We start from the raw sequence: 17,749 nt of genomic DNA, 5'->3' as shown, positions 1-17,749 counted from the left end.
CACAGGTCCGGGACTCAGAGGTCCAGGACGAGGCGGTCCCCCTGCGCGCGCGAGACGCACAGCAGCATCGAGTCCTCGCGCTCCTGGTCGGTGAGCAGCTCGTCGCGGTGGTCCACCCCGCCCGCCAGCACCCGGTGTTGGCAGGTCCCGCAGAAACCCTGCTCGCAGGAGTACGGGGTGTCCGGCAGCTCCCGGCGCACGGCGGCCAGCGTGCTCTCGTCCGCCGCCACCTCGACGACCCGCCCCGAGCGGCGCAGTTCCACCGTGAAGGCCCGGCCCGGCCCGGGCTCCGTCGCCGGGGCGAACCGTTCCAGGTGCACCGACGCCGGATCCGCGGCGGCCGCGGTGACGGCCGCCATCAGCGGCTCCGGGCCGCAGCAGTAGATCGGCGTGCCGGGTCCCGCCGCGGCCACCGGGGCCAGGTCGGGCAGGCCGGTCTCGTCCTCGGCGAGGACCGACACCCGGTCGCCGTACGGCGCGAGGTCGTCCAGGAAGGGCATCGAGTCGAGGGTGCGGCCCCCGTAGAGGAGGGTCCAGTCGGTGCCCGCCGCGGTCGCGGCCCGCAGCATCGGCAGGATCGGCGTGATGCCGATGCCGCCCGCGACGAAGACGTACGAGGCCGCCGGGACCAGCTCGAAGCGGTTGCGCGGCGGGCGCAGCTCCAGTTCTGCCCCCTCGACGAGCTGCGCGTGCGCCTCGCGGGAGCCGCCCCGGCCGTCCTCGACGAGCCGGATCGCGATGGTGTACCGGCCGTCGTCCGCCGGGTCGCCGCACAGCGAGTACTGGCGGACGAGGCCCGAGGGCAGGGTCACGTCCACGTGCGCGCCCGGGCTCCACGCCGGGAGGTCCGGTGACTCCAGGGTCAGTTGCAGCACGCCCTGCGCCGGCTCCGTACGGGAGATGATCAGCGCGCGCAGCGCACGGCGCGGGGAGTGGCCCGAGACCGGGGTCTCCAGGGCCGGCAGCGGCCAGAGCGGGGAGCGGCCGATGCGGCGGCGCAGGGCGCGCCGGGTCACCCAGGCCGCGCCCGCGACGGCCGTGACCGCGAGGGCGCGCCTCATGCCCGCACCCCGCCGTTCGCACCCGGGGAGGCGGCGAGGTAGGCGACGGCCTGGGCCGTCGAGCCCTCCTGCGAGGGGTGGTAGGTGCGGGAGAGGTACTTCGGGATGGACTTCAGCATGGCCCCGGTCGACGGGAGCACCCCCTGCTGCCCGGCCAGGAAGAACTGCCCGAAGGAGGCCCTGCCGTCCACCAGGTGCGGGTCGTTCTCCATGAAGAAGCGCACGCCGCGCTGCCACAGGAACACCAGCGCGGAGAAGGCGGTCGCCCAGGTCCGGGCGCGGCGGCGGTAGTTGCCGTCCACGTGCATGAAGAGGTCGAAGGCCACCGAGCGGTGCTCGACCTCTTCCGCGCCGTGCCAGCGCAGCAGGTCCAGCATGGTGGGGTCGGCTCCGCGCCGGTCGAGCGCGTCGGCATTGAGTACCCAGTCGCCGAGGAAGGCCGTGTAGTGCTCGATCGCGGCGATCATCGCGACCCGTTCCATCAGCCACCAGTGGCGGGCCCGGCCGGGCGGCAGGGTCCGGTCGCCGAGCAGCTTCTCGAACAGCCAGTCCACCTGCGCGGTGTACGGGGTGGGGTCCAGTCCCAGCCGCTTGAGGTGGGGGAGCACGTCGTCGTGCGCGGTGGCGTGCATGGCCTCCTGGCCGATGAAGCCGACCACGTCCTCCCGCAGCCGCTCGTCCTCGATGTAGGGGAGCACCTGCTTGTAGACGTGTACGAACCAGCGCTCTCCGGCGGGGAGCAGCAGGTGCAGCACATTGATCATGTGCCCGGCGAAGGGGTCGCCGGGCAGCCAGTGGAGCGGGGTGTCCTCCCAGCCGAAGGACACGTTCCGGGGCCTCAGGTCCACGTGTTCCGACGCCACGGGGGCGGGCGCGAGCGGCGTATTAGACATGGCGTCAATGTACTGACGGGTAAGGAGGAGGAGAAGACCCCTGCGCGGACTTCTCCGACATGCCACTGCCCGGGCGCATCCGCGCCCGGGCAGTGGGTGGAGTGGTGACGCGCCGGCTACCGCCCGACCTGGCCGGTCGAGAGGGCCCACTCTCGGTTGAGGGTGCCCAGCGGGATGCGGCGCTCGAAGAGGGGCGTGCCGAACAGGGACAGCTGGAGCTGGAGGTTGCCGCTCAGGTCGAAGCCGCCGTAGAGCGCCCAGGCGCCGTTCACGGAGGTCTTGCCGTCACTGGACGCGGTCGCCTTGAGGTCGGCCTCGCCGCGCAGGTAGGGGGCGAAGTCCGCGGTGACGCCGACGGCCCCGTAGAGACCGACGGAGGCCTCGGCGCCGAGCGCGCCCTTGACCCGGCCGGCGGCGGTGACGCTCGCCCGGACCGGTGTGCTCTGCACGTTCGAGGCGCTCACCGGGGTCCAGCCCTTGCCCGCGGCGTAGCTGCCGCCGATCTTGAAGTCGCCCTTGACGTCCTGCTGGACCTCCAACGTCACGCTGCCGTCGGCCTCCACCTGGATGTAGCAGGTCAGGTCGAGGTTGACGACGACCGGGACCGGGCCCACCTGGATGACGGGCGAGCTGTGCAGCTTGGCGAAGGGGATCCGCTTGGGCGCCCCGGTGCTGGCGGCGGCACGACCCTGGAGCTTCCACTGCGAGGACCAGTCGCCGCTCATGCCGAGGAAGGCGCCGCGCGGGCCGGCGCCGCCGCCCGGGCTGCCGTCGTAGGCGAACTCGACCTGCGGGGCGAGCTGGACGAAGCCGGACACCGAGGCGCCGGCCGAGGCGGGGGCGCCCGGGGCGGTGTCGACGGCGGCGTTCACGTCGAGCCGCAGGTTGCCGAGGGGGAGCTTCGCGCCCTCGGGGCCGAAGGTCAGGCCCTGGCCCTTGGCCCAGGAGAAGGTGACGCCCTTCATCAGGGGCTCGACGGTGACCGCCGACGGGTCGACGGGGACCTTGCCGTCGGCCTTGTCGTCACCCAGGACGGCGGCGAGGGTGGTGGACGCGGTCTTGACCTCGGTGCCCTTGTCGGTCTTGCCGACGACCTCGGTGACCTTGGCGAGCAGCCCCGCCGGGGCGCCGGGAGCCGGTGCGCTGGCGATGACGTCGCCGACCGCGACGGGCTTGTCGGCCTCGGGCGACGCGCCCGGCGCCTTGCTCGGCGACTTGCCGGGCGCGGGCGAACTGCCGGATCCCTGAGGGGCCTTGGCGATCACGGCCCGGCCGCTGGCCTTGTCGTAGGAGGCGACCTTCAGGGCGGACTTCTCGGTCCTGCCCTTGCCGTCGGCGCGGGCCACGGCCGCGGGAGTCGGCGTCCCCTGCGGGGCTGCGGCCACGTCGAGCTGTTGCGAGGTGCCGTCGGCGGAGGGGCTGAGGGTGGCGGGGGCGGCCGGGTCGGCGGCGCCGGCGTGGGGGGTCGAGGAGCAGCCGGTGGCGGCCAGGGCGAGGGCGGTCAGGCCGGGTATGAGGACTCGTCGGGCGAGCGTGCGCACGTGGGGTGACTTTCGGGTGGGGGAGGGGTGTTGGGGTTACCACCTGGTAACCGGAACCCGATCATGTCATGTGTCCCCCGCGACCGTCATGTCCGGATCCCGCCAACTGTCCTACGTGTGCAGTAAGTTGAATCTTCATCAGCCCATGGAGCGGCCGCTGGGCGGCCTGGTGATGGTCGGCGGAGGCGCAACGGTGGCTCAGGCCGACACCCGGTGCGACTGGGGCACGGTCTACATCAACGGCAACCCCGGTGCGGAGCCCGGTAGTTGGGCCTCCGGCCACAGCCACCGCACCGGAAACCACTACGTCGGCGCCTACGCCAACGGCCTGGTGGACTGGTACGCCGACAACAACGGCGGGGATGATGGCGACACGAAGGACTCGGACTACGGTACGCGCGCCTGCTGATTCCGTTTGTTGACTGACCCGCTGTCTCCTGTGCAGAAGCAATCCCATGCGCAGGGGGCGGTGGGTTCCGGCACGACCGAAGGCGAGCCAAGCATGCGTCGATCCCCCACTCTCTTACTGGCGACGGCGGTCCTCGGCGTCCTGACGCTGGCAGGCTGCGCCACCACCTCGGACAAGCCCGCCGGGTCCACCCCGGACGCCGGGCAGCACTCCGGTCCGCCGCCGGCGGACCCCTTCAAGGACCTGCCCCAGGGCACCCCGGTCGCGTTCAAGGACCTGAAGGCCGGCATGTGTTCCAACCACCGGGGCGACGTGCAGTCCGACCAGACCGTCGGCACCGTGGACTGCGGGACCCCGCACTTCTTCGAGGTCGTCTCCCAGGTGACGCTGCCGGACGACGCAGCCGCCCGGTTCCCCGGCGACCGCGGCGTGATGGACCGCATGCGCACCGCCTGCGAGCCGAAGCTCGCACCGATGATCGGCTCTCGACGCGGCGAGCTCATCAGCCTCTACCTGGCCCCCATGAACAAGAAGTCCTGGGAAGCCGGCAACCGCCTCGGACACTGCGGAATCGCCTACGCCGCCCCCAGGTCCGGAACCCTCGCCGAGTCCGGCGGCCAGGGGTGAGCGTGACCGGGACCGAGGGCGGTGCGCCGGAGATCCTGGTCCGCTTCGACCAGGTCTTCAAGTCGTTCCGGACCTCGCGCGGACGGCGCCAGGTCGCCCTCGACGGCTTCTCCATGTCCGTCCCGACCGGCGCCGTCGTCGGACTGCTGGGACCCAACGGATCGGGCAAGACCACGGCGCTCAAGGCGCTTCTCGGCCTCGCCCGCCCCGACCGGGGAACGATCACCGCCTTCGGCCGGGAACTGCCGGCCGACCAGCGGTTCGTCGCCCGCCGGATGGGAGCCCTCATCGAGGGCCCGGCCTTCACCGGCTCGCTCACCGGCGAACACAACCTGCGCCTCCTCGGCGAACTGCACGGCGCCCGCCGCGACGAGGTCGCCGACGTGCTCGAACTGGTCGGCCTGGACGGGGCCGCCCACCGCTCGTACTCCGGATACTCGCTCGGAATGAAGCAGCGGCTCGGGGTCGCGGCCGCGCTGATCTCCCGCCCCGACCTCCTGGTCCTGGACGAACCGATGAACGGCCTGGACCCCGAGGCCGTCCGGCACATGCGCGAGCTGCTGAAGCGGCTGCGCGACGAGCGGGGCATGACCGTCGTCGTCTCCTCGCACATCCTCTCCGAGGTGGAACTCGTCAGCGATTGGGTGACGATCGTCCGAAACGGTCGGGTGATCTGCGACGCGAGCGTTCCCGAACTGCTCGCCCGGGGCACGTCACGCCTGGTCGTACGGGTCCACGACGCGGTGACCGCCCGGTCCGTCCTGACGGACCACGGGTACACGGCCGTCCCGGCCTTCGGTCCCGCCGGCGCCGAGCTCCAGGTCGAGCCGCCCGCCACCCGCCCGACCCCTTCCGACGGTTCGGACGTCCTCAGACTGCTCACCGAGCGGGACGTCTACCCGCGCGAACTGGTCGTCGAGTCGGCGTCGCTGGAGGACATCTACGTCGCCGCCGTCCGCGCGGCGGACGCGGCCACGGCCACGGCGCGCCAGGAGCCGCGGCATGGCACGTGACCGGGCCGTCGCCCCGCCGCCGTCACCGTCCCCGTCACTGTCCCCGGCCGGTGCGGACGGCGAGCCGCTTCCCTGGCGCCGGCTCGCCCGGGCCGAACTGCTGCGCCTGAGGGCGCCGCGCGCCATGCGGTACGCCGGGATCGGCCTGCCCCTGGCGATCATCGCGTTCGGCCTCTCCAAGCTGCTGCTCCACGACCGTGACACCGCCACCGCCTGGCGCTCGGCCGAGGAACGGTACGCCGCCTACCTCGCCGACGCCCAGACCCACGGGCTGCCCGTCGGCTCCGGCCTCACCGCGAGGAACTACTTCCGCGACCCGCGCTACCTCATGGAGACCCTGTCCTTCGGCGACCTGCGCACGGTCGACACCGCCCTGGCCGCCGCGGCCGTGGTCTTCGGCATGGTCGCCGGCGGAGCCGACTGGTCCTCGCGCGTCATGCTCACCCTCGCAGCGGCCGAGCCGCGCCGGTTCAGGCTCTTCGCCACCCGGGCCCTGCTCGTCGCCGCCCTGTCGATGGCCGCGACCGCGGCCGCCGGACTGCTCCTCCTTCCCCTGCTCCTGCTCGCGGCGTTCACCCGAGGGAGCGCAGCCGGCCTCGACGGCGTCTACTGGGCCGCCCTCGCCAGCCAGTACGCGCGGGGCGTGCTCCTGGTGGGACTGCTCTGCCTGCTCGGCCACGCGCTGGCCATGCTGACGCGCAAGGCGTCCGTCGCCCTCGCCATCGGGTTCCTCTACCTGGCCGGTTCGGACCAGATCTTCGCCGGCCGGGGGCCGCGGGGCGCCGAGTACGCCATGGACGGGCTGGTCTTCGCCGTGCTCAACGAGAAGCCCGTCATCCCCTTGGCCCAGTCCGACTGCATCGCCGGCCCCGGCTGCGAGGCCGTCCACGTCGACCTCACCGCCGCGGACGGGTTCCTCGGCGTGCTGATCTATCTCGTACCGGTGCTGCTGGTGGCCCTGTGGCGCTTCACCCGAACGGACATCACCTGATGACGACGGCAGCCGCACGCCCGGCCGGTCCCGCGGCCCCCGGCCCGCATGCGGACCGTTCCAGCCCCCTGTCCCTGCGCCGGCTCGCCCGCTCCGAACTGCGCAGGATCCTCAGCCCCAAGCCAGTGCGCCGGGCCCTGTACGCCCTGCCGCTGCTCCTCGGCGCGTTCGCGCTCGCCGCGTACCTCGGCCACAACACGGACATGGCCACCGCGTGGCGCGAGGCGGAGGCGGCCTACGGCCAGTACACCGAGGAGGCGGCCCGGCGGCCGGGCACCGCCGGGCCGCTGTCGGCGCAGTACTTCTTCGACGATCCGCGCTACCAGCTGACCAAGGCGTCGTTCGTGGACCTGCGGACCGTACTGTCCGGGGTCGCGGTGGCCGCCCTGGCCTTCGGCCTCGTCAGCGGAGGAACGGACTGGGCCTCCCGGGTCATCCTCAACCTGGTCGCGGCCGAGCCCCGCCGGGCCCGTCTGTTCGTCACCCGCGGTGTTCTCGTTGCCGCCGTCGCCGCGGCGACCGCCCTGGCCACCTCGATCGTCCTGATCCCGCTGCTCCTGGTCACCGCCCACCTGCGGGGCACGACGGCCGACGCCGACGCGCACTTCTGGACCGTACTGACCACCATCGTGCTCAGAGGCGCCCTCCTCATCGCCCTGGTGGCCCTGCTCGGCTACAGCCTGGCCATGTTGACCCGCAGTCTGACCGTGGCGTTCGGGATCGCATTGGCCTACCTCGTCGTCGCCGAACGGCTCGTGCGGGACTACGTCCCCTCACTGACGGAGTACCACTTCTCCGGCATCACCTTCGCCGTCCTCAACGAACGGCTCCTGATGCTCAACGACAAGACCGAGTGCGTCGGTGAGATCGCCTGTGCCGCGATGCGCGAAGGAACCCCCGCGACCCACGCCTTCCTGGCACTGGCCTGCTATCTCCTCCCCGTCGCCGCGGCCGCCCTGTGGCGGTTCACCCGCACCGACATCGGCTGAGCCGACCGGGGGGCCGGGAGGCCGGGAGGCACGCGGCCGGGGTGCATCGGGTGCACCCCGGGGCTGCTACCGCAGCACGCCCGCCTTGGTCCCGTCCGTCAGCTTGCCCGACAGGTCCACCTGGGCACCCGCCTGCGCCTTCACCGCCAGCCGGTTGCCGTTCGCCGAACCGCTCACCCCGCCGCCCGACACCGAGAGCGAGGCGAACTGCGCACTGCCCGCCGCCAGTACGTACCACTGGCCGGCCCGCGACTTCCACAGCACGCCCGCCAGCACCCGCGGCTCGCGCGGTCCGCACGCCGCGGACCCCTCCGACCGGGCCGCCTGCGCCGCCATCGGGGCACCCGGGGCCAGGAACTGCGCCTGCACCCGGTCCGCCGCGCCCTGCCAGGTCTCGGCCCGCGTGCAGAGCCAGGCCGCCGTCCCGTCGCCCTCCGGCAGCGGCTGCTTCGCGTACGTCCAGGCGTTGACCGTACGCACCCCGTGCGAGCGGACCGCGGGCAGCAGGCAGGCGATCCGCGCCCAGTCCCCGAGCTCGGCGGCCTCCGTCACATCGCGCTCCGCGCCCGGCGCGCCCGACGTCAGCCGGGCCGGGGTCAGTTCACCGAGGTCGGTGATCAGCCGGGTGGCGCCGTCGCCCGTCAGGGCCAGCGCGTTCCAGCCCGTGCAGCTGCCCGCCGGAGCGGGGCTCGCCACCGGCGGCGTCACCCCGTCCGGGGCCGACTTCAGCACCACCGCCGGGACGGCCGGCTTGAGCAGGTCCCGCAGCGCGGCGCCGGTCACCCAGGGCGCGGTGAGATAGCGGACGTTGCCGTCGACCCGGCTGAGCACCAGCGCGGTCGCGGTGTCCGCCGAGGCGCCGTCCGTGCGGGCGAAGTCGAGCGCGGCGCCCGCGGTCCCGGTCCGCGGTTCGGCATAGCGGACCACGCGCAGGCCGTCGTACATCAGGACCACGACGGCCTGGTCCACGGCGCCCGCGAACAGCAGCTGCGCCGGTCCCATCGGCGGCCCCGCGGGCGTGCCCGGAGTCGCCGAGGTGACCACCGACGGACCGGGCCGGGCCCAGACGGCCAGCGCCCTGCGCAGCAGCTCCGTGTCGGCGGCGCGGTCGCCGCGGGCGGGCCAGGTGGAGAAGTCCGTACGGGAGGAGGTGTGCCAGAGGGTGGGCGCGGCCCGGACCAGCTTCCCGGGATCCAGGGCCTGCTCGGCCACGGCGTTGCGCGCGTACAGCGGGGCGGCGGCCCCGTCCGAGCCCCAGCCCCCGCCCGGCAGCGCGAGCAGCGCCCCGCAGATCGCGAGGGCGGCCCCGGCGGCCAGCGCGGCCCGCCCGAGGCGGCGCCGCCGCAGCAGGTCGGTGGGCCGGGCCTGGAGCACGCACGGGTCGAACTCGGGGGAGGTGAACAGGGCGTCGTTCGCCGGATCCCCGGACTCCCGGACCGCGGCGGCCGGATCCGGGACCCCGGCGTCGTCGAGCACCCGGAGCACCTCCGGTTCGGGCAGCCGCTCCAGCGCCCGCAGGACGCAGGCGGCCCGCCCCGGCCCGTCGAGGGTGGCCAGCCACTGGTCGAGGGCGAGCTCCTCGGCCCCGCCCGAGCGCGGGAACAGCCGCAGCCCCCACACCTGGGGGAGCACCGGCGGGAGCTGCGCCCGCCGGGGCAGCGCCCGGAAGGTCAGCGGGAGCCCCGCCTCCAGGGCGGCTCGCAGCACCCGCAGCCGGACGTAGCCGTACCCGGAGTCGTCCGCGCCGCCCCGCTGCCCCGGCACCCCGCCCTGCACGGCGGCCGCGGCAGCCCCCGCGTCCCGCCGCCCCCGCGGCAGTGCCCGCTGGACCAGCGAGTGGGCGGTGAGCACCCGCCGGTTGCGGCCGAGTGCGGGCGGCAGCACCAGATAGGCGAGCCGCACCAGCCGGGGGTAGTGCTCGACGATGGCGGCTTCGGCCTGCTCGACGTCCGGCGGCACGGGAGACACGGGAGGGATGGGGCGGGTGGCGGTATCCGGCGCAGTCACGTTCAGCAGAACGAGCGAATCGTCGGATGGTCACCGGTTCCCCGGTTCCCCGGTCGCCGGTCGCCGGTGCGGAGCCGGTCGCGGGCCGGGGTCAGGCCACCAGACGGGCGCGCAGCGCCTCGACCGTCTCGTCGGAGACGCCGAGCCCCTCGCGCACGTACTTCTCCATGGAGCCGTACCGCGTCTCGACCTCGTCCAGCGCCGCCTGCAGGTAGAAGGGGAAGACCCCGATCAGCGCGAGCGCGATGTCCGGGTCGCCGCCCGCCGCCGTGAAACCCTCGATCATCGGGGCGAAGGCCTGCTTGACCGCCGGATTGACGGACAGGTACTCGGCCATCAGCGTGTCGTCGTCCGCGCCGAGGAGTGCCAGCACGATCGTCGCGCCCCAACCGGTACGGTCCTTGCCGGCCGTGCAGTGGAACAGCAGCGGGCCCGCGTCGGCGGCGGCGGCCTCGGTGAGCAGCATCCGGTACGCGGCCTGCGCCGAGCCGGTGTTCACGAAGGACCGGTAGGTGTCGGCGAAGAGCGCCTGCACCCGGCCGCCGCCCAGGTGCTCCTCGGCCACGGCCGGGTCGGACAGCAGGTCCTTGAGCTGCACCGCGGCGGGCATCCTGGCGGAGTTCAGCTTGTCGGCGAGGACGTCGCCGATCAGGAGCCGTGCCCCGGCGGGTATCCGGTCGGGGTGGTCGGTGCGCTCGGTGTCGGTCCGGAAGTCGATGACGGTACGCAGGCCGAGCGCGGCCACCACCGGGTCGGCATCGAGGTCGAGCCGGTCGAGCTGGCCGGAGCGCAGGACCAGGCCGGGCCGGACGGTGCGGCCGCCGGGGAGCGGGGTGCCGCCGAGGTCGCGGAGGTTGGCGACGGTGGTGGACGGGGTGGCGGTCATCGTGGCGGCTCCAGCGAGGTCATACGGTGATGGTCGGTTCATGTAATTTTCGGATGTTTCATCCCGGAAAGACAATCGAGGGCCAGCGAGACCCCGACGCCCATCCCGAGCGCGGCCAGGTGCCCCACGTCCGTGAAGGTCCGGCCGCGCCGGACCACCGGCGCTGCCGCCAGGGCCAGCAGCCCCACCCGGGCGGCCGTGCGGACCGGCCCGCGCGGCAGGGCCGAGGTGAGGGCGCCGAGCACCGCGTTGAACCCGTAGCTCGTCCCCACGTCCAGCGCGCGCCGGGTGCCCGCATCGGCCGTCCTGCGCAGGGCCCCGTACACGATGAGGGTCGCCGTGGCGTGCCCGAACAGGAACACCGCAGCCGCCCACCAGGCCCCGTACGCGTATTCGGCGTAGCCGAGCACCGCGACCAGCAGCAGTGCGTAGGGCAGGGGCATCGGCTCCTCGACGACGAGGGCGCTGCTCAGCAGCGTCTCCCAGCGCCCGGCGGCAAGATTGTCGACATTTGTGGAGCAGTCGCGGAGCAGGCGCTCCCGCTCGGCCGGTCCGGAGCGCTCCAGTGCGTACGCCCCGAGCTGGACCCCACCGGCGTACACCGCTCCCCATGGAATTGGGTTCATCCACTCATGATCGGATAAGCCTCTGGCGGAACCCGAGGGGGCCCGTGCGAACATGTCCCGGCCATGTTCGAATCATTCGCGCCGATGCGCGCCACGCGAGCCGCGACCTTCGCGGCCATGTGTGTTGCCCTGGGCGCGGTGGGTCATTCGTACATGTCCGGCACGGACCTACCCCTCTTCGGCCTTCTGGGTGCTTTCGGGGTGACCTCCGGGCTCGCCTGGCTCGCCGCCGGGCGGCGCCGGGGCCCCCTGGGCATCACCACCGCGGTGCTCGGTGTCCAGGGCGTGCTGCACCTCGTCTTCTCGGGGAGCGGGGCGGCCGCGAAGCACCCGGCCGCCCCCGTCACCGCCCCGGTGTACGGGCACCACCACATGCCCGCCGCGGACGCGGGCGCCATGGCCGCCGAGGCCCCCGGCACGGCCGACCTGGCGGGCATGGCAGGCACGGCCGGACACGGCGGCGCCGGCATGATCGCCGCGCACGTGCTCGCCGGGCTGCTCTGCGCCGCCTGGCTCGCGCGCGGCGAGGCCGCAGTCTTCCGCCTGGCCCGCGTCCTGGCCACCGCCGCGCTGCACGCGGCCCGGCCGCTCGCCCGCGCGCTCGCCCTGGTCCGGACCCGGGCGGCCGCCGTACCGGCCCCGCCCGTCCACCCCACCCCGTACGAACGGCCGCGCCGCCTGCGCGGAGCCGTGCTCGCCCACGCCGTGGTGCGCCGCGGGCCACCCGGACGCCTCCCGCTCCCACGCGCCACGGCCCCCGGCCGACCCGCCCACGCCTGATCCCGGCGTCGCGGCGAGACCTGGGGCCCACTCCCCATGTCTTCGCCAACACCTAGGATCCCCATGTCTCTTGACGAGGTTCAAGACGTCCGCACCCAGGACGCCGAACCGGCCGAACCGGCCGAGAAGGCCACGGACCGCGGCGGCAACTGGGCAGCCGTACGGCCGCTGCTCCTGCGCCTGCACTTCTACGCCGGCCTGCTCATCGCCCCGCTGCTCTTCCTCGCCGCCGCCACCGGGCTGCTCTACGCCGCCTCCTGGCAGGCCGAGGCGATCATCTACTCCGACGAACTGACCGTCGCCCGCGTCGGCGACAGCGTCCTGCCGCTCAGCGCCCAGGTCGACGCGGCCAAGGGCGCGGCCCCCGAGGGCGAGGTCGTGTCCGTGTGGCCCGCCCCCGACACCGAGGCCACCACCCGGGTGATCATGGAGAGCCGGGGTCTCCCCGAGGGCGAAACCCTCACCGTCTTCGTCGACCCGTATACGGCCGAGGTGCGCGGACAGCTCGCCACCGTCGGCGACGCGCTGCCGTTGCGGGCCTGGCTGAGCGAGTTCCACTCCAGCCTCCAGCTCGGCGAGTTCGGCCGGAACTACAGCGAGCTCGCCGCCAGCTGGATGTGGGTGGTCGCGCTCGGCGGGCTCGCCCTGTGGCTCGGCCGGCGCCGCAAGCGCAGGTCGCAGCTGGTCCTCCCGGACCGCAAGGCCACCGGCCGCCGCCGCACCCTCTCCTGGCACGGAACCGTCGGCCTGTGGGCCGTCGCCGGACTCGTCGTACTCTCCGCCACCGGCCTGACCTGGTCGAAGTACGCCGGCGAGAACATCGGGCAGCTCCAGGACGGCCTCGGCGGGGCCACCCCCGCCGTCTCCGCCAACCTGACCGCCGGCGCGGACTCCGGCTCCGACGAGCACGCCGGGCACACCAATCCCGACGGCACCCCGATGGCCCCGCCGCCCGCACCCACCACCGACGTCGGCATCGACCGGGCCGTGGACGCCGCCCGCGCCGCCGGGGTCACCGAGGCGCTCCGCGTGACCCTGCCCGCCAAGGGCAAGGGGTACGTCGTCAAGGAGCAGGACAAGCTGGTGCCGGTGCACCTGGACGCGGCCTCCGTCGACCCCGCGGACGCCCGGGTCATGGACGAACTGCGCTTCGCGGACTACCCGCTGCTCGCCAAGATGACCCGCTTCGGCATCGACCTCCACATGGGCACGACCTTCGGGCTCGTCAACCAGCTCGCACTGGCCGCGCTCGCCCTCGCCGTGATGTTCCTCGTCTTCTGGGGCTACCGGATGTGGTGGCTGCGCCGGCCGACCAAGGAACGCCGGCTGTCCGTCGGCCGGGCCCAGCCGCGCGGCGCCTGGCGCAGGCTCCCGGTGACCGTACTGCTGCCGCTGGCCGCGGTGACCGCCGTGATCGGCTGGTTCATTCCGCTGCTCGGGATCAGCCTGGTCGTCTTCCTCGCGGCCGACGTCCTGCTGGGCTTCGTCGCGGGCCGCCGCCGGGCCGCGGCGGCGTAGCCGGTGCCGGTTGCGGGTGCCGGTAGCCGGTAGGCGCTGAACGCACGCACGCGGTGGGCCCGTACTCCCCGAGGGAGTACGGGCCCACCGTCGTATCGGGTCAACGGGCCGCTCAGGGGGCGTACTTGTAACCGACCCGGCGCACCGTCCGGATGGCGGAGCGGTGGGACGTGCCCAGCTTGCGGCGCAGCCGGGCGATGTGGACGTCCACGGTCCGACCGTCGCCGACGTGGCCGTAGCCCCAGACCGTGTTGACCAGCTGGTCCCGGCTGTGCACCCGGTGCGGGTGCTGCACGAGGTGGGCCAGCAGCTCGAACTCCAGGTACGTCAGGTCGAGCACCCGGCCGTCGACCTCGGCGGTGCGCTGCGCCGGGTCGATGCGGACCAGGCCGTCACCCGCCCCGGCCGCGACCGGGGCCCGGTCCGCGACCCGGCCGACGGGAGCCGCCTGGACGGCGGCGGCCACGGCCTGCGGGGCGAAGGCGACCGGCGGCTGCTGGTCGGCCGGTACGAGGACCAGGTAGCCGATCATCGGAGGCTGGCCCGGCAGCGCCGGGAGGGTGTGCTGCGGCGCGGGCAGCCAGGTGGCTCCCGGCGGCAGGAGGTCCACGACCCGGGCCACTTCGTCTCGGTCAACGGAACGGAGCCGGTGGCGCGGACCGGGCGGATAGGTCAGGGAAGCGGTCGCAGCGGAGGCGGCGGAGGAGAGGGAGCGGGTGTTCGCCATGAGTGGTCAGCTCTTTCACGCGAGTGGTCGGCAGGGAGACGTGCGTACGTCGTCGATGTCGATACCGCGCAGACCGAAGGCCTCGGGGAAGGTCAGGTGGATGGTCCCGGAGGCTTTAGAGGGCCGGCGCGTTCTTCGCGCGGCAACACTCCCGGTCGTAATCGTGATCCTGACGGGACGGCCAGAAAGGCTCGAGGTCGCTGCGACCTGACGAGGTGTGCGAATGGCTGGCCATGGCCCCATTCAAGCAGATGTCACCTCCCCGAGGCAGGCTCCGTCTCACCTTGTGGATCGAAATCTCACATCCCGAGCCTACCCCTCTGTCAATCCGGGACAAAGCCAACTCCTCGGGGGCGGGGGACCTCAGGGAAGACGCAGCCGCTGCCAACCCGGACCGGCGTCCCAGCCCTTCTCCTGGCGGGCCCAGCGCGCCATGACCTCCACCACCTCGGCCGCCGTGGGCAGATGCACCTGGAAGTGGCGCTCCGCCGACCCGTCCCGGTGCTCCAACTGGTAGTCGTCGCCCTCGTCGTGCCAGACCTGTATGTAGAGGTCCGGCTCATCGACGAGCCGCTCGACGATGACGAAGCGGTCCCCGGCCGCGCCGATGCGCTCCACGAGTTCGGACAGCACGCCGAGCGCGGGGCGTTCGTAGGACTCGCCGCGTTCCGTCTGGATCTTGATCGCCAACATGGCCACACCGTGCCACACGCCACTGACAACGCAACGCCCGCCGGACCATGAGGTCGGGCGGGCGGGCGGGCGTCGGTCGGTCATCGGCCGTGTGCGGTCCCGGCGGCGCCGGACGGTGCCGGGGGCCGGGGCCGGGTGCCGGGTGGGGCGGGGGCCGGGTGGGCCGGGCGTGGTCCTAGACCAGGCCCTCCTTCTCCAGGCCCGTGCAGCAGGTGTCCGTGATGAGGCGGGTCACCACGTACGGGTCCACGTTCGCGTTCGGACGGCGGTCCTCGATGTAGCCCTTGCCGTCCTTCTCCACCTGCCACGGGATGCGGACCGAGGCGCCGCGGTCCGAGACGCCGTAGCTGAACTCGTTCCAGGGGGCGGTCTCGTGCAGACCCGTCAGGCGCTCGTCGATGCCGGCGCCGTAGTTCTTCACGTGGTCGAGCGGCTTGCTGCCCTCGCCCAGCGCCTCGCACGCGGTGATGATCGCGCGGTAGTCCTCGCGCATCGCCTTCGTCGAGAAGTTGGTGTGCGCACCCGCGCCGTTCCAGTCGCCCTTGACCGGCTTCGGGTTCAGCGTCGCGGAGACGTTGAAGTCCTCGGCGGTGCGGTAGAGCAGCCAGCGCGCGATCCACAGCTGGTCGGAGACCTCCAGCGGGCCCACGGGGCCGACCTGGAACTCCCACTGCCCGGGCATGACCTCGGCGTTGATGCCGGAGATGCTCAGGCCCGCCGCGAGGCAGTGGTCCAGGTGCTTCTCGACGATGTCGCGGCCGAAGATCTCGTCCGAGCCGACACCGCAGTAGTAGCCGCCCTGCGCCGCCGGGAAGCCGCCCACCGGGAAGCCGAGCGGACGGATGCCGTCGAAGAACGTGTACTCCTGCTCGATGCCGAAGATCGGCTCCTGGCCGGCGAACTTCTCGGCGACCGGGCGCAGCAGCGCGCGCGTGTTCGACTCGTGCGGGGTCATGTCGATGTTCAGGACCTCGCACATGACCAGGACGTTGTCGCCGCCGCGGATCGGGTCCGGGCACGAGAAGACCGGGTTGAGCACGCGGTCGGAGGCGTGGCCCTCGGCCTGGTTCGTGCTCGATCCGTCGAAGCCCCAGATCGGCAGCGCGTCGCCGTCGCCGAGGATCCTCGTCTTGGAGCGAAGCTTCGCCGTCGGCTCGGTGCCGTCGATCCAGATGTACTCAGCCTTGTAGCTCACGGGCCCCATCCTCAGACTCTGCGGGTGCTGCTGGTCGCTGCTTCATCGCTGCGGTGATGACCGCAGCGTGCCCGTCCGCGATTTCTCTTCCGTTGCCCATGTGTGAACCCCGTGTTACCGAGGTTTGCACCGCAGGTCGGGCGGGTTGTGCGGGTTGGTGGCGGCGCGCCCGTCCGAGTGGGGCAGACTGGCCGCGTGAGCATTTCGTCTGATTTGAACTCCGCAGAGGGTCCCGTCGAGAGCGCCGCCGACCGTGCTGCCGAACGCGCCGCCGATCAGGCCCCCGCAGGCCTCCGCCCCCGGGTCGGGCTGCTCGGCACCGGCCCCTGGGCGCACCGCACCCACGCCCCCGCCCTCGCCGCACACCCCGGCTCCGACTTCGTCGGTGTGTGGGGCCGCCGGCCCGAGGCCGCCGCCGAGCTGGCGCACGAGTACGGCGTGAAGGTGTACGAAGACCCCGACCGGCTCTTCGCCGACTGTGACATCGTGGCCTTCGCCCTGCCGCCCGACGTCCAGGCCCCGATGGCCGTCCGCGCCGCCGCGGCCGGATGCCACCTGCTCCTCGACAAACCCGTCGCCACCACCGTGGAGGACGCCCGCGGCCTCGCCGAAGCCGTCGCGCGCCACCGGGTCGCCTCCGTCGTCTTCCTCACCCTGCGCTTCGCCGAGCCCACCGCCGGCTGGGTCGAGGAGCAGGCCGCGCGCTCCGGCTGGTTCACGGCCGCTGCCCACTGGCTCGGCGCCGTCTTCCCGCCCGACGGCACGCCCAGCGCCTACGCCGACTCGCCCTGGCGCAAGGCCAAGGGCGGGCTGTGGGACGTCGGCCCGCACGCCCTCTCCGTCCTCATCCCGGTCCTCGGCGAGGTCATCGAGGTCAGCGCCACCCGAGGCCCCTCCGACGTCGTCCAACTGGCACTCCGGCACACCTCCGGCGCGGCCAGCACCGCAGTGCTCAGCCTGGGCGCGCCGCGCGCGGCCGCCGGAGTGGGGCTGGAACTGCGCGGCACCGAGGGCGTGCACGAGCTGCCCGGCTGGAGCGACGTGCCGGGCGCCTACGGACGAGCCCTGGACGCGTTGCTCACCGCCGCCCGGACGGGGATGCCGGATCCGCGCGGGGTGGAGTTCGGGGCCCGGCTGACGGAGATCCTGGCGGAGGCCGAGGCGCAGCTCGCTACTTGATCACGGCGTTCGCGACGATGATGGCAAGGCCGATGGTGGCGTCGGCCATGCCGATCAGCAGGGCGGAGCCGATCCGGTAGCCCACGCGGAGCGCGACGAGCGAACCCCACCCGAACAGCAGGGCGGTGTTCAGACCCAGCCCGACGGCGGTCACCGCGTACGCGTCCCAGTGGAAGAGTCCGGCGCCGAGCAGGAGCAGGACGGTGGGGAGGGTGGCCACGATCAGCGGCCACTCGTTCCACAGCGCCAGGGCCAGCATCCGCCACCGGTGTCCGGCGGACTCCTGCCGCTGGGCCGCCATGTGGTGCGAGTACCCGTGCGCGAGCCCGGCGGTCGCGCCCGTCACGAACACCCAGCTCGCGTCGTAGAACGGGGTGAAGGCCTCCCCCTCCTGACCGAGTGCGGCCAGCAACGCACTGGCCAGAACGGTCCCGTACACCCCACCGAACATCCAGTCGGCCCCCCGCCGACCGGGCCGGACCGACCGGGCGGGCTGAGCCGGCTGGTCCTGCGGATGCGGCTCGGGCTGAGGCTGCTGCTCGTTCACGAGGGTCCTTTGATGCGATTCGTCCTCTTTGGTGTTCCGGCCACCCTACGGGGGCGGGGGGTGGGGG

General features: G+C 73.3%; 18 protein-coding genes. 8 read left to right on the top strand and 10 right to left on the bottom strand.

Annotated elements, in window-relative coordinates; all coding sequences use genetic code 11:
* Positions 1-14: 14 nt before the first annotated feature.
* The 3 genes from IE257_RS01530 to IE257_RS01520 all read right to left on the bottom strand — a co-directional run bounded on the left by IE257_RS01530 (position 15) and on the right by IE257_RS01520 (position 3,495).
* Positions 15-1,061, bottom strand: a complete 1,047-nt coding sequence (locus tag IE257_RS01530; RefSeq protein WP_189963720.1) for a PDR/VanB family oxidoreductase — start codon at positions 1,059-1,061, stop codon at positions 15-17.
* Positions 1,058-1,954 (bottom strand): metal-dependent hydrolase, encoded by an 897-nt coding sequence (locus IE257_RS01525; RefSeq protein WP_189963718.1) that lies wholly within the window; start codon positions 1,952-1,954, stop codon positions 1,058-1,060. The genes IE257_RS01530 and IE257_RS01525 overlap by 4 nt, the downstream gene beginning before the upstream one ends.
* A gap of 116 nt (positions 1,955-2,070) precedes the next feature.
* Positions 2,071-3,495 (bottom strand): hypothetical protein, encoded by a 1,425-nt coding sequence (locus IE257_RS01520; protein WP_189963717.1) that lies wholly within the window; start codon positions 3,493-3,495, stop codon positions 2,071-2,073.
* A 145-nt stretch (positions 3,496-3,640) separates the two neighbouring features.
* On the opposite strand from IE257_RS01520, the gene IE257_RS01515 reads away from it, so the two are divergent.
* From IE257_RS01515 to IE257_RS01495, 5 genes are all read left to right on the top strand, one after another.
* Positions 3,641-3,904, top strand: coding sequence for a hypothetical protein (locus IE257_RS01515; protein WP_189963715.1), 264 nt, complete (start codon positions 3,641-3,643; stop codon positions 3,902-3,904).
* A 93-nt stretch (positions 3,905-3,997) separates the two neighbouring features.
* A complete protein-coding gene (locus tag IE257_RS01510; RefSeq protein ID WP_189963713.1) occupies positions 3,998-4,531 on the top strand; it encodes a septum formation family protein in 534 nt (177 codons plus the stop codon).
* Between the two features lie 2 nt (positions 4,532-4,533).
* Complete coding sequence (locus IE257_RS01505) at positions 4,534-5,544, top strand: ABC transporter ATP-binding protein (RefSeq protein ID WP_229920053.1); 1,011 nt, start codon at positions 4,534-4,536, stop codon at positions 5,542-5,544.
* A complete protein-coding gene (locus tag IE257_RS01500; protein WP_229920052.1) occupies positions 5,534-6,535 on the top strand; it encodes a hypothetical protein in 1,002 nt (333 codons plus the stop codon). The genes IE257_RS01505 and IE257_RS01500 overlap by 11 nt, the downstream gene beginning before the upstream one ends.
* Positions 6,535-7,524, top strand: coding sequence for a hypothetical protein (locus IE257_RS01495; RefSeq protein ID WP_189963711.1), 990 nt, complete (start codon positions 6,535-6,537; stop codon positions 7,522-7,524). The genes IE257_RS01500 and IE257_RS01495 overlap by 1 nt, the downstream gene beginning before the upstream one ends.
* A 66-nt stretch (positions 7,525-7,590) precedes the next feature.
* Here IE257_RS01495 and IE257_RS01490 read toward each other — a convergent pair whose 3' ends face one another.
* The 3 genes from IE257_RS01490 to IE257_RS01480 form a co-directional block, all read right to left on the bottom strand.
* Positions 7,591-9,531, bottom strand: a complete 1,941-nt coding sequence (locus IE257_RS01490) for a hypothetical protein (RefSeq protein WP_189963709.1) — start codon at positions 9,529-9,531, stop codon at positions 7,591-7,593.
* 91 nt (positions 9,532-9,622) lie between these two features.
* A complete protein-coding gene (locus IE257_RS01485; protein WP_189963706.1) occupies positions 9,623-10,417 on the bottom strand; it encodes a tyrosine-protein phosphatase in 795 nt (264 codons plus the stop codon).
* Between the two features lie 38 nt (positions 10,418-10,455).
* Positions 10,456-11,043 carry a rhomboid-like protein gene (locus IE257_RS01480; RefSeq protein WP_229920050.1) on the bottom strand — a complete coding sequence of 196 codons (588 nt, stop codon included), beginning with the start codon at positions 11,041-11,043 and terminating at the stop codon, positions 10,456-10,458.
* 84 nt (positions 11,044-11,127) lie between these two features.
* On the opposite strand from IE257_RS01480, the gene IE257_RS01475 reads away from it, so the two are divergent.
* A complete protein-coding gene (locus IE257_RS01475) occupies positions 11,128-11,823 on the top strand; it encodes a hypothetical protein (RefSeq protein ID WP_229920049.1) in 696 nt (231 codons plus the stop codon).
* Between the two features lie 63 nt (positions 11,824-11,886).
* Positions 11,887-13,341 carry a PepSY-associated TM helix domain-containing protein gene (locus IE257_RS01470; protein ID WP_189963704.1) on the top strand — a complete coding sequence of 485 codons (1,455 nt, stop codon included), beginning with the start codon at positions 11,887-11,889 and terminating at the stop codon, positions 13,339-13,341.
* Positions 13,342-13,453: 112 nt separating this feature from the next.
* Here the strand turns inward: IE257_RS01470 and IE257_RS01465 are convergent, their stop codons facing one another.
* From IE257_RS01465 to glnII, 3 genes are all read right to left on the bottom strand, one after another.
* A complete protein-coding gene (locus IE257_RS01465) occupies positions 13,454-14,068 on the bottom strand; it encodes a winged helix-turn-helix domain-containing protein (protein WP_189963702.1) in 615 nt (204 codons plus the stop codon).
* 363 nt (positions 14,069-14,431) lie between these two features.
* Positions 14,432-14,761 (bottom strand): hypothetical protein, encoded by a 330-nt coding sequence (locus IE257_RS01460; protein WP_189963700.1) that lies wholly within the window; start codon positions 14,759-14,761, stop codon positions 14,432-14,434.
* Between the two features lie 175 nt (positions 14,762-14,936).
* A complete protein-coding gene (glnII, locus tag IE257_RS01455) occupies positions 14,937-15,956 on the bottom strand; it encodes a glutamine synthetase (protein WP_189963699.1) in 1,020 nt (339 codons plus the stop codon).
* 309 nt (positions 15,957-16,265) lie between these two features.
* Between glnII and IE257_RS01450 the strand changes: the two genes are divergently transcribed.
* The gene (locus IE257_RS01450; protein ID WP_229920095.1) at positions 16,266-17,135 is read left to right on the top strand and encodes a Gfo/Idh/MocA family protein; all 870 of its coding nucleotides are present in this window, start codon (positions 16,266-16,268) and stop codon (positions 17,133-17,135) included.
* Here the strand turns inward: IE257_RS01450 and IE257_RS01445 are convergent.
* Positions 17,128-17,682 carry a hypothetical protein gene (locus tag IE257_RS01445; protein ID WP_229920048.1) on the bottom strand — a complete coding sequence of 185 codons (555 nt, stop codon included), beginning with the start codon at positions 17,680-17,682 and terminating at the stop codon, positions 17,128-17,130. The genes IE257_RS01450 and IE257_RS01445 overlap by 8 nt on opposite strands.
* Positions 17,683-17,749: the final 67 nt, after the last annotated feature.

It is taken from the genome of Streptomyces avidinii, from assembly GCF_014650695.1.
In the GTDB taxonomy this organism is placed as follows: Bacteria; Actinomycetota; Actinomycetes; order Streptomycetales; family Streptomycetaceae; genus Streptomyces; species Streptomyces avidinii.
Note: the sequence above shows the minus strand (reverse complement) of the source record. Positions and strands in the feature narration are given on the sequence as shown.

Bases quoted from the DNA above. Each gene is read 5' to 3' on its own strand.
- IE257_RS01530 (WP_189963720.1), bottom strand. From the start codon at position 1,061: ATGAGGCGCGCCCTCGCGGTCACGGCCGTCGCGGGCGCGGCCTGGGTG.
- IE257_RS01525 (WP_189963718.1), bottom strand. From the start codon at position 1,954: ATGTCTAATACGCCGCTCGCGCCCGCCCCCGTGGCGTCGGAACACGTG.
- IE257_RS01515 (WP_189963715.1), top strand. From the start codon at position 3,641: ATGGAGCGGCCGCTGGGCGGCCTGGTGATGGTCGGCGGAGGCGCAACG.
- IE257_RS01510 (WP_189963713.1), top strand. From the start codon at position 3,998: ATGCGTCGATCCCCCACTCTCTTACTGGCGACGGCGGTCCTCGGCGTC.
- IE257_RS01500 (WP_229920052.1), top strand. From the start codon at position 5,534: ATGGCACGTGACCGGGCCGTCGCCCCGCCGCCGTCACCGTCCCCGTCA.
- IE257_RS01495 (WP_189963711.1), top strand. From the start codon at position 6,535: ATGACGACGGCAGCCGCACGCCCGGCCGGTCCCGCGGCCCCCGGCCCG.
- IE257_RS01485 (WP_189963706.1), bottom strand. From the start codon at position 10,417: ATGACCGCCACCCCGTCCACCACCGTCGCCAACCTCCGCGACCTCGGC.
- IE257_RS01480 (WP_229920050.1), bottom strand. From the start codon at position 11,043: ATGAACCCAATTCCATGGGGAGCGGTGTACGCCGGTGGGGTCCAGCTC.
- IE257_RS01475 (WP_229920049.1), top strand. From the start codon at position 11,128: ATGCGCGCCACGCGAGCCGCGACCTTCGCGGCCATGTGTGTTGCCCTG.
- IE257_RS01470 (WP_189963704.1), top strand. From the start codon at position 11,887: ATGTCTCTTGACGAGGTTCAAGACGTCCGCACCCAGGACGCCGAACCG.
- IE257_RS01465 (WP_189963702.1), bottom strand. From the start codon at position 14,068: ATGGCGAACACCCGCTCCCTCTCCTCCGCCGCCTCCGCTGCGACCGCT.
- IE257_RS01460 (WP_189963700.1), bottom strand. From the start codon at position 14,761: ATGTTGGCGATCAAGATCCAGACGGAACGCGGCGAGTCCTACGAACGC.